Origin of the sequence: Methanosarcina barkeri str. Wiesmoor (assembly GCF_000969985.1) — an archaeon.
GTDB lineage: Archaea > Halobacteriota > Methanosarcinia > Methanosarcinales > Methanosarcinaceae > Methanosarcina > Methanosarcina barkeri_B.
Genome location: NZ_CP009526.1, coordinates 2,541,688 through 2,555,052 on the forward strand (window position 1 = coordinate 2,541,688; position 13,365 = coordinate 2,555,052).

Annotated in this window: 11 protein-coding genes; 6 read left to right on the forward strand and 5 right to left on the reverse strand. The window is 37.0% G+C overall.

Features of this window, described 5'->3' with window-relative positions:
* Nucleotides 1-566: 566 nt before the first annotated feature.
* Entirely contained in the window at nt 567-2,162 is a 1,596-nt protein-coding gene (locus MSBRW_RS10565) for an amidohydrolase (RefSeq protein ID WP_011307686.1), read from the reverse strand.
* Nucleotides 2,163-2,249: 87 nt separating this feature from the next.
* Nucleotides 2,250-3,185, reverse strand: a complete 936-nt coding sequence (locus MSBRW_RS10570; protein WP_011307685.1) for an SAM-dependent methyltransferase — start codon at nt 3,183-3,185, stop codon at nt 2,250-2,252.
* 191 nt (nt 3,186-3,376) lie between these two features.
* On the opposite strand from MSBRW_RS10570, the gene MSBRW_RS10575 reads away from it, so the two are divergent.
* Nucleotides 3,377-4,078: a TetR/AcrR family transcriptional regulator gene (locus tag MSBRW_RS10575; protein WP_155398448.1), complete on the forward strand. Its 702-nt coding sequence runs from the start codon at nt 3,377-3,379 to the stop codon at nt 4,076-4,078.
* Between the two features lie 28 nt (nt 4,079-4,106).
* Here MSBRW_RS10575 and MSBRW_RS10580 read toward each other — a convergent pair whose 3' ends face one another.
* From MSBRW_RS10580 to MSBRW_RS21205, 3 genes are all read right to left on the reverse strand, one after another.
* A complete protein-coding gene (locus MSBRW_RS10580; protein ID WP_155398197.1) occupies nt 4,107-5,288 on the reverse strand; it encodes a hypothetical protein in 1,182 nt (393 codons plus the stop codon).
* A gap of 477 nt (nt 5,289-5,765) precedes the next feature.
* Nucleotides 5,766-6,878, reverse strand: coding sequence for an IS200/IS605 family element RNA-guided endonuclease TnpB (gene tnpB, locus MSBRW_RS10585; RefSeq protein ID WP_011307682.1), 1,113 nt, complete (start codon nt 6,876-6,878; stop codon nt 5,766-5,768).
* Between the two features lie 357 nt (nt 6,879-7,235).
* Nucleotides 7,236-7,466 (reverse strand): hypothetical protein, encoded by a 231-nt coding sequence (locus tag MSBRW_RS21205; protein WP_080944038.1) that lies wholly within the window; start codon nt 7,464-7,466, stop codon nt 7,236-7,238.
* 858 nt (nt 7,467-8,324) lie between these two features.
* Here MSBRW_RS21205 and MSBRW_RS10595 point away from each other — a divergent pair.
* The 5 genes from MSBRW_RS10595 to MSBRW_RS10615 all read left to right on the forward strand — a co-directional run bounded on the left by MSBRW_RS10595 (nt 8,325) and on the right by MSBRW_RS10615 (nt 13,206).
* Nucleotides 8,325-9,056, forward strand: coding sequence for a class I SAM-dependent methyltransferase (locus tag MSBRW_RS10595; protein WP_230669691.1), 732 nt, complete (start codon nt 8,325-8,327; stop codon nt 9,054-9,056).
* Nucleotides 9,057-9,458: 402 nt separating this feature from the next.
* Nucleotides 9,459-10,082 carry a hypothetical protein gene (locus tag MSBRW_RS20325; protein WP_052728869.1) on the forward strand — a complete coding sequence of 208 codons (624 nt, stop codon included), beginning with the start codon at nt 9,459-9,461 and terminating at the stop codon, nt 10,080-10,082.
* A 30-nt stretch (nt 10,083-10,112) separates the two neighbouring features.
* The gene (locus tag MSBRW_RS10605; RefSeq protein ID WP_011307679.1) at nt 10,113-11,396 is read left to right on the forward strand and encodes an ABC transporter substrate-binding protein; all 1,284 of its coding nucleotides are present in this window, start codon (nt 10,113-10,115) and stop codon (nt 11,394-11,396) included.
* A complete protein-coding gene (locus MSBRW_RS10610; protein WP_011307678.1) occupies nt 11,393-12,436 on the forward strand; it encodes a FecCD family ABC transporter permease in 1,044 nt (347 codons plus the stop codon). The genes MSBRW_RS10605 and MSBRW_RS10610 overlap by 4 nt, the downstream gene beginning before the upstream one ends.
* On the forward strand, nt 12,433-13,206 hold the full coding sequence (locus MSBRW_RS10615) for an ABC transporter ATP-binding protein (RefSeq protein WP_011307677.1): 774 nt from the start codon (nt 12,433-12,435) through the stop codon (nt 13,204-13,206). Before MSBRW_RS10610 ends, MSBRW_RS10615 begins: the two co-directional genes overlap by 4 nt.
* Nucleotides 13,207-13,365 lie beyond the last annotated feature (159 nt).

The window sequence follows — 13,365 nt, forward strand, 5'->3', positions numbered from 1 at the left end:
TTTATAAATAAACATAAATTGTAAAAGAATAAAGTATTTATCTCCCTTTTTTCTTGATTTAAAAGAGTATTATAGATTATTTATCTAAAAAATTGATTTTTAGAGTGTACCTTAATTGTGGAAGCTCTAAATGTATACCTATCATCTAAAATAAACATCGTATGCCCTTAGTTTTAGTACTGATTTGGAAGGACCCTATATTTGAAACAGTCAATTGAATACCTAATCACTAAAATGATCCTGAAAGCTCATGATGATTTAGAATAAAATAGGTTTTGGGATAGGCTCTATAACAAAGTGATCTTTTTGTAAAGCAAATTGACACAAAAGTATCGATATCTATTTTGGGAGTTAGAAAAATTGGGACTAACCAAGATTATTAACTTTGATCACACTAATATGGCATTCAAGCTTCAATTACAAAAATTTGGTTTTCATTCTTTAAAATCCTCTTAAAAAATGTTGGTGAACAAAAGAACTTATTCTCCAAATAACACGCATCCATATTTTTTCAATTTTTTGCATTTTCACTCATATTTATAATTTTCAAAACTTCAAATTCCTAGTTAGACTCTATGGTCGTATACCTGCTTTCCTGCTACCCAGGTTTCAGCAACAACAGGAGGGTTTTTAGGGTCAAGATTACCTTCAAGGACTACAAGATCCGCAACCATACCTTTTTTCAGCATACCACGCTCTTTTTCCTGTCCACCGGCGTAAGCGCCCCCTGCAGTATACATCCAGAGCCACTGCTCAAAAGGAAGCACTTGATCTGGAAAGATGGCATTGCCTGCTCCATCGCTCATAGTTGATCCCATCACAGAACCCTCAATCGGATCGCGAGCATCCATAAATCCTCCGGGATTATCACTGCCGGAGGCCACAGTCACTCCTCCCTTCACAAGGTCACCGTAGGCATACCACTTTCCATCATCTAGCACAACCTGTTTTGTATTTTGTGCCCTGGACAAAAACTGAGGTTGGATACATGCACACCCGCCCATGGCAGCAAGGCGTTTGATCTGAGATGTACTTATGAGGGTTACATGTTCTAGGCGTGGGCGCATTTCAAATCCAGCAGGGGCTCGAGTAACAGCATTTTCGAATGCCGTAAGCACAGCATCGGTTGTTACATTCCCAAAAGAATGGACACATACCCGGAATCCCTTTTCTGTCGCTGCAAAGAGCATTTCCTCAAAGTCATCCCGGTAGTTACCGCTGTTTATAGTCTGCCCTCCGATTTTAAGAGAAAAGGCTACTGTTTCTTCTGTTGCACCGTCAGCGAATAATTTGACAGGACCTACACGCAGCCTTTCATCACCCACTCCGGTGACCGGCCCATGAAGCCTATAACCCAGCTGATTGTCCAGAATGGTCTCTCCATGTGGCATCATAAGTACCGATACCGGAAGCCGTTCTTCACTGTGAAGCTTTTGATATGCCGCCTCAGCAGCCGGTGTGACGCCGGGGTCGTGGACAGCAGTGATACCGAATTTGAGAAGCTCTTTAGCATGTGCCTCTATGAGGTTCGCAAGTGTTCCCGTGTCCGCTTCCATTGCCAGTCGGAACACAGGAACCTGCGCACATTCCACAAGCACGCCTGTTGGCATTCCGTCACTTTCCCGGAGAATAATTCCGCAACGAGGATCCGGAGTTGACCGGGTGATGCCCACAAGTTCCAGCGCCCGGCTGTTTACTACACTCTGATGGAAGGTAGCCTGGATAAGAAGAACCGGCCTGTCGGAGCTAATCTCATCCAGATCGTTTTTCGTCAGGTCGACCCCGCCAATCTTGGCATCGAACCAACCGAAGCCGACAATCCATCCTTTTCCCGGTTTTTTTCGGGTCTGCAGTTGAATTTCTTCCAGTACAGATCCCTTTTCAGTCAAGCCTATCAGGTTCGCCCAGGTAGGAAAAAAACAACCGAATGAAGATAGGTGGTTATGTGAATCAATGAAAGCAGGAAGTAGAACCCGACCCTTCAGGTCGCGAATTTTTGCATTGGGAAAAGATTTCAGTATACTCCTATCACCAACGGCGGCAATGCAGCCTCCATTGATGACTACAGTCTCTGCATGTTTTTGTTCAGAATCCATGGTGAATATCCGGCCACCCGTGAATGCAATGATTGAATCATTTTCTACATCGATGGTGTTTTTCATGGTTCAGCTCCTATATACCTCATTTTCTTATTGTTTACAATAGTATTGGAAACATTTACAATAACCTCGGAAACAGCTGATAATATTTTATTCTACTATCGCATGGGCGAAGTGTGACAGGTAACATACTGGCCGTTTTTCATTAATTCCCTGAAAATAGATTTTTTTATAATCCTCAGTGGTAACATCGCAAACTTGAGAAAAACCGCTCTGAACAATGAATGTTTCTAACATCCCGTCCTTGACGCCGAACTTATAAGGTTCCCCCTGTTGCGCCATGCCTTTTTTAGCATCCATTAGTGCAATCTGGTCGCATGCCGTACACTGCACGCCGCATATTCCGTTTGTTCTATCAATACTGGATTCATAGACATAATCGAAGATGATTGCACTTCCGACGCCCGAATTCTTTGCGATAAAGCACAACATATCATCCACGGCTTTTGGCGGAAGGTAGTAGATGAGCCCTTCCATGATAAAGATGGTCTTCTTCGACCTTTCGTATCCATGTTCTAACAGCCGATGACTAAAATCTTTGCTCTCAAAATCAACCGAAACATACTCTACGTGATCCGGAAGTGAGCCGAAGATATCTTTGATTTTTTCGATTTTCACGCTTTGAGTTTCAGGATGGTCAACCTCAAAAACCTTAACCTTACCCCTAAGTCCTTCAATTCTGTATGCCCGGGTATCATATCCTGCACCTAAGATAACCAGCTGCTCAAGCCCTTCTTCAATGGAACTTTTTACAAAATCATCAAAATATCTGACCCTTGCCGAAAGTGAATTATGAATTCCAGGAAACGGAGTCTTGGAAGGGTCATGAGCTGCCATTTCCAGGAACACCAGATATTGCTGGCTAAGAAAGCGAACGGCATACGGGTCATAACAGATACGTTCATTCTCTGACTTGAGCGATTCAAGAGCTCTGACAAACGCTACGTTCTCAGCTGTACCACTTGATCCTTTTTTCATCTCTCTGGTTTCAAGAGTTATGTTTTCGTTATTGTCCGGTTTTTCCATAAAAATCTCGTCCTCTATGCACTTATTTCTGTCTTTTTGACCTTAGTTGTCCCAATTTCTTCTAATTTTTTCTTCTTAACCGGTCAGGTCTTAAAATATGAATAATACGTTATAGTAATTAAAGTTACTGATTAGTAACTTTACTGTTTTACTGGTAAATTATATATGAGTTGGCGTTCAAGCTTGAAAGGGTGATTGCGTTGTCGAAGATATTGCCCGAGTATAGGGAAAAGGCAAAAAAAAGAATTATTGAAGCAGGGCTGGAGGTAATGTATGAGAAAGGATACTGTAACACTACAATGGAAGATATCGCTCGCTGCCTTGATGTCAGCAAACCGGCCCTCTATCGATACTTTAAAAATAAGGATGAATTAGTCATAGAAAGCGCAAATTATCTGCAGACACAGTACCGTGATATAAAAACAGGCTGTAATTCTGAGTACCGTGATATAAAAACAGGCTGTAATTCTGACATCTGCCCTGTTGATGCGTGGATAGAAATCTTCGATCAGATAATGTCACCTGATATTAAAATACATGCATTATATTTTGAAATTCTGGGGATGACAGTACACAAACCTGAGGTCCAGAAAAGATCAATCGAAGGCATGAAGCGTGGTCTTGACCAGCCAACTCATGAAATTGAAGAACAACAGCAGAAAGGCCTTATTCCATCCAAAACCGATCCGCGTACCCTTGCAATCGCTCTTGTGTCATTGTTTAATGGAATGCGGGTTCTTATCCTTCTTGGCGTTGATTGGAAAGAAGTCCGCTCTCGATGGATCGAAATACTCCGAAATTTATTTGGAATAACAGAAAAAGGAGGGCAGCAGGCAGAATGCCCCAGGGATTGTAAAAGGTTTGAGGATTGTAATCCTGCATCAGAAATATGAATGTAATTTTTTCAAGAAATATTTCCACTTAAGTATAGCAGTTCCATTGGAAAACTCCCCTGAAGATATCACAAATGTAATGTCTTACCTGGGTAGAGAAACTGTCTAATGTATTCTCAGACTCAATACTTTTCCCATTTTCAGATTCAGTTTCCTTTCCATTCTCAGATTCGGTATCTTCGAAATTTTCAGATCTAGTATCTTTTTCAGTTCCACGTTTTGCATCTTTTTCATCGTCCTCCAACTTAACTAACCATGCATTCCCGTTTTTAACGCCAGCGGCTATATATCCACTATCAGAAGTCTGTTGAACGGAATATAGCATGGAACTTGGAAATAATTTCATCCACTCCTGATTACCTTCACAGTCTGTTTTCAGTATGAATGCGTTATCATCAGTCTCAAAGTCCCACGAATCATTATACATTCCGGCCAACACATAACCATTATCTGAAGTCAGCGAGATAGAAAAAGCAGAGTCATCCATAGGTCCACCAAAGGTCTTATTCCACTGCTCTTGACCATACTCGTCAGTCTTTATAAGCCAGATATCATAGCTACTTGACTGATTTGAGATAGTTGTGCTGGCAATTACATATCCACAATCAGAAGTCTGCTTAACAGGCTCTAATAGAAAGCTCAATGTTTCAAGACTATGATTTTTGCCAAAGGTATTGTTCCACTGCTGATTGCCACTCATGTCATACTTGGTTATTATAATATCATAATCGACCAGAACCAGATCATCACGCTCTCCGATCTCATGTTCGACTATATCACCAATTATGTATCCACCATCAGAAGTACGTTCAGCCCTGTACTGAAGATAATCCCAATGAGTAATATTATCAGATACTTTATTCCACATCTCGTTTCCTTTTTTGTCTGTCTTGATCAGCCAGGGTTCGGCATAACCAGAAGGAAATGTGTAACCTGATAACACATAACTGCCGTCTGAAGTTTGTCGGGTGAAGTATCCTTCATCAAAATAAGTCCCCCCGTAAGTTTTATTCCACTGCATATTCCCACTTTTATCAACCTTGATAAGCCAGGCATCTGGATAACCTTCTGTACCTTTGCTGTATGAAGCCGTTGTACCTGCCACTATATACCCACCGCCTGAAGTCTGTTGAATACACCAGGCACTATCTTCACAATTTCCACCAAAAGATCTGTTCCATTGTTCAGCAGGTTCTTTTGCAGCTGCCACATTTGATATCTGTAAAAACAGAACTAAAAAAAGAAAAATTTGAAAGATTCTATATTCATGAATTTTAATCACTGTGTCCCCCCTCAAAAACCGTCTGTAGCAAATAAGTAATAACTATGCATTGAATATTTAAAGAGTCATCAAAAAATATGAATATTGCGGAGTATTAATATAATAAAAGTGCACAGAAAAATATGACATAAACAAGATTTGTGACTTTACAGTCCTTTATACCGATACTATGGTTATCAATCTAAAAGCTAGAAAACTAATTATCGAAGTTCCTTATTCTGTTAAAAAGGTATAATAAAAAATGCAATTGCTAATGGAAATCTAAATTTAAGATATAAGTTTTGTTTCTAACTGAATTTTAAGAAGACGTGAACTACCCCTAAGCTAAAGACTTAGGGGCTTCCTGGTTCATTCCTCCCTCCATTGAGGGCAAGTCCCCAGGCTCTTCCCCACGTTCCGTAGGTGTTACAACCCAATTAGATTTTGATCTATGAGAGCGAATTTCTTGATATTGATAGCGGCATTTATATCTCTATCATGTTTTGTTTTACAGTCTGGACAAGTCCATTCTCTATCTTTTAATGTCAAATATGAATTATGATATCCGCAGACATTACAAAGCTTAGAAGATGGCTCAAACTGTCCAATTCTCAGGATAGTTTTTCCGAACCATGCCGCTTTGTATTCTAATTTTGTAACAAAGATACTCCATGCAGAATCACTTATAGACTGTGATAAGTGGTGATTCTTAACCATTCCTTTAACGTTCAGAGTTTCCAGAGCTATAGCTTGGTTTTCGCTTATAAGTTTAAAAGAGAGTTTGTTCTGGAAATCATGTCTCTGATTGCTTATTTTCTCATGGAGTACAGCAAGCCTCTTTTTGGCTTTTGTTCTGTTCTTTGAACCTTTTTGTTTCCTTGAAACTCTTTTCTGAAGTACTTTAAGTCTCTTGAGGGAGTTTTTAAGATACATAGGATTCGCTATTTTTTCACCTGTAGAGAGTATAGCAAAATCTTTGATACCTACATCTATTCCTATGGTAGTTGATTCTGTGAAAGGTTGCTTTGCTGAAAGTTCTTTTCCGTCTTCAACAAGGATACTAATGTAGTAATTCCCTTTACAAGACCTTGATACTGTAGCTGTTTTAAGCTCGCCTTCAAACTTCCTATGAAGAACTGCTTTAATCGGTTCGATTTTTGGAAGCTTAACTGTGTTGTTTTCAAAATTCACAGAATAGTGTTGGGGTATAGGAAATGATTGAATTGGATTTTTCTTTGATTTAAACTTAGGAAATCCATTCTTTTCTCTGAAAAATCTGGTGAAAGCAGATTCTACCTGCTTAGTCATTCCTTGTAATGACTGTGAGTTTACTTTTCCTAACCATTCATTAGAAGATTTCAAGACAGGAATCTTTTTGTTTAAGTCAAATCTGGAAATAGATTTTCCTGTTTGTTCGTAAGTTTTAATTTTTTGATCCAACGCCCAATTGTAGACAAATCTACAGCTACCTATATGCTGATTCAATTGAACAGACTGCGTAGTTGTAGGATAGAGTCTAAATTTGAACGCTTTCATCATACAGAGTAGTATATGCTTTAACAATATATAAATTTTTTGGTAAATATGAAAAGAGGCGGCAGAATATTATATACGAAATCAGGGGTGAAGTTGACGCTTATATCCCACGAAGCTAAAGACTTCGGGGTTTTACGCTTCTACCTATAAACGTTTCAGCATAAAAAGAGTAAACATTATAAATACCAGCTAGCTATAAATACCGGTTAGCCACTTTTTTGAAATAATTCAAGCAGCTTATCCCTTAAAAACAACAAACTCTCAACGTATACCTGAAAAGAATCTGAGATCAGCCATCTGCATATTCATCTGCATATTCATCTGCATATTCATCTGCGTATTCATCTGCATATTGGAGTATCAGACCCTTTTTCCTGAAGCAAACTTCAAAAGTACTGCTCTATCGAAGGAAAACTTAGGTTCAGAGACTTGTTCCATACCTACGGATCGGGCAATCTCCAGAGTGCTTTCAAAACTAAGCTTTGAGACATGGAATTTAGGTTCAACAATCAAAAACCTGCTATCTTCCACGTATAACCTGTCATAACAACATACAAAATACCGTTCATTAACTTCCTCATATTTGCACATGGCCTTCATGTATGTAATTTATATGGAGGAAGATAAAGTTCTATGAAGTTCCATAGAACGTCATTGATTTCATGGAATAAAATAAAAGTAAGTTTATAATTTCAATATAATATTACTTTTGGGACAGGCTCATACATAAAGCATACTGGTTCTTCGCGGTTTATGTGGGTTGAAAATAATGGCTCAGTTACAAAGTAACCAGACAAAAAGAGAAACATCAAGCTTGAATGTGATGTTCAACCACGACTGTTTATAAATTTTATATATATATTACTATGATATTTAAGAGATGTAAGTTACCCACTCGAAACAGCGAAGAATCATCATATTAGTATTTTAGCTTATATTTGTAATCCGTTTAGTAATATATATAAAATATTACATTCAACCGATAAACATTCACATATGTAAGCAAGATGATAGCGATAGATAACACTTTGAGAACTACAATTACTTGTTAAGTGTGTTTAATTAAATGAAAAAAATAAAGCATGAAAGTTTTCCAGTTGGCAGTGTGTCAATTTTTCTGTAAAATCATAAATCTTAAAATCATAAATCTTAAAATCATAAATCTTAAAATCATAAATCTTAAAATCATAAATCTTAATAAGTTAGCCGTTGGGAAATCCAACATCAAGAGAACTGAATTCTGGTCAGTATACAAAAATTTGACTCTGAATTTACAGAAAATTCGGAAACCCTGAATTCCAGTTAAAAATACATACAAATAATTGAGACATTTGAAGGGAAAAAATGGATACGAATACAATTGATTGGAATGAAGTTTGGAAAGATCAGATGTTGAAAAACATAGGTTCAAATCCTGCCGACGATTATGCATCTCTCTGGAGTAAACGATTGAATGCAAAATTGTTTTTGGAAATAACAATGGAAAACGATAAAGGAAGAATTCAGAAGACAATGAATAGTCTGCCAATAACTTCTAAATCTCGAGTGCTCGATATAGGCTCAGGTCCTGGAGTTCTTTCAATTCTAATTTCTAAAAAAGCAGCTCATGTCACAGCTGTAGAACCTTCAAGAGAAATGATGGGTATTTTGCAAGATAACATCAAGAAATTTGATATTACCAATATTAATTGTGTAAATAAACGTTGGGAAGATGTGGATACAGAAACAGATCTTGAAGGTCCGTACGATATAGTATTTGCTTCATACTCTCTCGGGATGGTTGACATAAAAAATGCAATAATAAAAATGATTTCTTCTTCTTCAAGTAGTGTGCACCTTTATTGGATTGCAGGAAGCAATTTATGGGATATATATTCCCCTGAGATCTGGCCTGTTCTTCATGACAAGGATTATCAACCTATGCCAAAAAGCAATATTTTATATAATGTTCTATATCAGATGGATATTTATCCTAATGTAAATGTGTCCAAATTAAATTATATAAATAGATTTTCGTCTTTTGATGAAGCTGTCGAGTATTGTATTCCTATGTATAAAATTACAAATTCCTCTCAAGAGCAGATACTTCGTGATTATCTAAAATGTATTCTAAAAAACAGGGACGGTTTTTTGACTATCGAGGCTCAAACCAATCATGTAGAAATGTGGTGGCAAAAGTAAATTAGTATATTTTATCCTCTAAGATTTTTATTGGGAAATTTATGTTCAGAGGATATTTTCAAAAATCAAACTCCGTAATCGTATTAGGAATTACATAAACTTACTTTCCGCGGATACACACAAAAATACTATTCATTTTCTCAAAATGGCAGTCATTTAAAAGTTAACCGTTCTTTAATGGATTATTTTGGGCAAATCGGCAAATAATTTCTACTTCTGTGTACATCCGTGAGATGTAGGATAAACATCAATTCTAAACTATTCATATAAAACTGGATTTTGAAATCAAAACTTGTTGCTGAGTTTCCGATAAAAAACCGTAGATAGAATCTATGACTTGAAATCATCTGCGTCCATCCGTAATTATCTGCAATTAGCTGAAAATATTTAGAACCAGCCTACTTGGAAAAAGTTTGCAATAAATTCGCAATGATATTTTCCAAGAAGCTAAAAAATTATCATAAAATTATAGGAGGGATAAAAATAAAATGGAAATTTGGGAAAATAGTATTGTTTTCATTAGCGGTTACAATTCTTATTAACTCAACAGCAATAGCAGAAGAAGTGAAAATTATACGAACTCTTTCAACAACTGAACCTGCTGCAAATTCAGAATTTGCTGTTACTCTTAATGTATCAGGGATGGACGTAGCTGGCATTGTTGAAAGTATTCCTGAAGGGTTTTCTTACATTGGCACAAGCCATCCAGAAACGCAGACTAGCCAATCTAAACAAAAAATATTTTTTTCAGTTATAGGGGAAACAGAAATCACATATCGAGTAAAAGCACCTTTATCTGGAGGTGGAGCATTTACAGGAACATGGTATGATCCTCTGGATAAAACCGAAGGAGTAATTGCAAATACAGATGTGATCGCTAAATCAAACTACTCCAGCAAATCAAACTACTCCAGCAAAAGTGAAGCGCAACCACAGGAACCTGAATCGAAAAGTACACCTTTTTTAAGTACTGTAGCAATGATCGCGATAATTGGTTTATCAGCTTATTGTTTAAGAGATTATTAGAGCGGGAGAAGAACACAGTAGGTGTTTAAAATGAATACAACTGTAAAAAGAAAGTTATTTGTAGGTATCTTATTGTGCTTCTTAATGTCTTTGAGAATATGTGTGGCTAGTGCAGCAATTCCAGGGGATCTGAATAATGATAACATGATCTCTAGAGCAGAACTTTCAGATGCAATTATCTCATACATGAAGTTTACATATACCGGAGAAAATGTGAAGTGTCTTGAAAAGGATATGTTGCGAGAAACCGCAAGAAAGCATTTTACAATAACTGTGACTGATCTTGCTGGAAGAGAAGTTACTGTTCCTACAAGAGTCGAAAGAGTTGTTTTAGGTCAGTCTCTTTATATTCAGGAATTTGCCGCTCTAGAAGGTGAAAATTTTACAGAAAAAATAGTTGGTTGGGGTTCAGAACTTGAAACTTATGACATAGATACCTACAATGAATATCTAAATAAGTACCCTGAAATAGAAAACATTCCTGCAGTCGGATCTCTTAATAAAAATACATTTGATACAGAAGCTATTATTTCTCTTAATCCTGACCTTGTTATAATGCCATTAATGATGAAAGAGATCGCACAAAAGAGTACTGAAAATCTGGAAAATGCCGGAATTCCCGTTCTTTTTGTAGATTTCTGGAAAGACCCTTTAGAAAATACACAGAAGAGCATACTAGTAATGGGTCAAGTACTGGGTAGGGAAAAAAGAGCAGAAGATATTTCTAGATTTTACGGGGAACAGATGGATAAGGTTTATTCAGTCCTGAATAGCGAGGAAGAAAATGATACAAAACAGAAAGTTTACGTTGAATATGGTTCATTTGGCCCATCTCAGTATGGAATGACTTTTAGTACCTCAAACTGGGGACCAATGATCACAAAATTAAATGGTATAAACGTTGCCGAAGGTGTTGCAAGTATGGCTCCCATAGATCCGGAATACCTTCTGGCTGAAAATCCTGATATCATAATAATAGCTGGCCAGTACTGGCCAGAGAGTAAAGATTCAATGATACTTGGATATGCAACAAATCTAAATGAATCCAGAAAACGTCTTCAAGGTTTCTGTACCCGCTCAGGATGGAACACACTTAATGCAGTAAAAAATAATAATATTCATGGGATTCATCAAGGTATTAGTTATCATATATATAATTTTGCGGGAATTCAGGCACTTGCTAAATGGATGTATCCAGAGAAATTTGCTGATTTAGATCCGGAAGCAAATTTAAGAGAATTTCATGAGAGATATCTGCCTATTGATTATAATGGTGTGTGGATCTTGGATATTGGGGAGGCGCAAGAGAAATGAAATCTGCAAACAGAGATACATATAATACTATAATAAAGCAAAAATCTCTTTATTTCATTTGTTTTGCAATTGCAGTATTCCTTGCATTTTTAACAGATATTGCAGTAGGATCTTCATCACTTTCTGTTTATGACGTCTTTTCAACAATAATTTCACCACATTTAAACGATCCTAATACAACTGTCATTGTCTGGGATTTTAGATTACCTAAAGCTCTGATGGCAATTATTGTCGGTGCATCTCTCGCTGTAGCTGGCGCGGAAGTACAAACTATTCTTGATAATCCTCTGGCGAGCCCGTACACACTCGGCATATCAGCTGCTGCTGGCTTTGGTGCTGCTCTTGCTGTAGTTTTCGGACTAGGCACAATCCCTTTTGCTGGAAGTATCCTTGTTTCTATTAATGCTTTTATTTTTTCATTTATCTCATTTTCTATAATATGCCTTATCGCTAAAATAAAAAATGCCAGCAAAGAGATTATGATTCTTACTGGAGTCTCCCTATTATTTTTGTTCCAGGCACTAATATCTTTACTTGAATATTTAGCAACAGATGAGCAGCTTCAAAAAATAGTATTTTGGTTATTTGGCAGTTTCGAGAACTCCTCCTGGTCTACAGTATTAATTTGTTTTGTTATATTTATTATCATCGTTCCATTACTTGCCATTAATTCTTGGAAACTTACAGCACTAAAACTGGGAGACGAGAAGGCCAAAAGTTTAGGAATTAACGTTGAAAAACTACGCTTAAAAGTGATCATTTGCGTAACTATCCTTACAGCATCTGCTGTATGTTTTGTTGGTACAATAGGTTTTGTAGGTCTCGTTCCACCTCATATAGCTCGAATTCTTACAGGTGAAGATCAGAGGTACTTCATACCTTTGTCTGCACTTTTAGGGTCGCTTTTTCTATCTTTGGCTTCGATTGGCGGGAAGATAGTTTGTCACAAAGGTGTATTCCCTATAGGAATTGCCACTTCTATGATAGGTGTTCCTTTCTTTTTATCGTTAATTATAATGAAAAGGAGCGAGTCCTTTTGAAATTAGAGATTAATAATTTTTCATTCAGTTACAATTCATCTCTTATTTTCAATGAAATGAATTTCAAGATAGAATCAAAGATTACAGCACTGATAGGTCCAAATGCTGCAGGTAAGTCAACTCTCTTGAGATGTATAGCTGGAGTATTGGACCCTAAAGGAACGATAATGTTTGATGGAAAAGATGTGAAGAGTTTTGAAAAAAAAGACCTGATACGTTTAAGAAGCTACCTTCCTCAAGAGTCAAAAATAACCGGTTCTTTAACCGTGTTTGAAATTCTTCTTCTGGGAATGGCAAATTCTTTATTCTGGAAGGTAAACGAGGCGGATCTTGAAGCAGTTTCGAATGTACTGAAGTACCTAGGAATTGAAGATTTAGCTCTAAGAAGTATTAGTGAATTAAGTGGTGGACAAAAGCAAATGGTTTTCATTGCTCAATCCTTAATTAGAGACCCCAAACTCCTTTTAATGGATGAGCCAACTAATGGTTTAGACCTGAAATATCAATTAGAGCTTTTTGAATTAATACAAAAAATAACACTAGAAAAGGGTATGACTACTATAATTGCCTTGCACGATCTTAATCTAGCAGCCAGATTTGCCGACAATATAGTCGTTATGAGCAAGGGAGAAATTTATGCATCAGGTTCTCCATCTTCGGTCTTAACGCAAAAAACTATAGAATCTGTCTATGGGATAAATGCTCGGATTAGTATTGACGACGACGGGGTTCCGTGGATAAAGCCAATTAATTCAATTAAGAATAAGTGATAGGATGATATAGCTTATTATTGATACTTTAGAATAAAATGTAGGTCACAACAAGTGTTTTGCCATTTCTTCAATTAATTCGAAATTATGCACTTGAAGTGCCAGATCAAGCATAGTAAGCACTGCAGTTTAGATCTGCATTTTATATATTTGAATTTA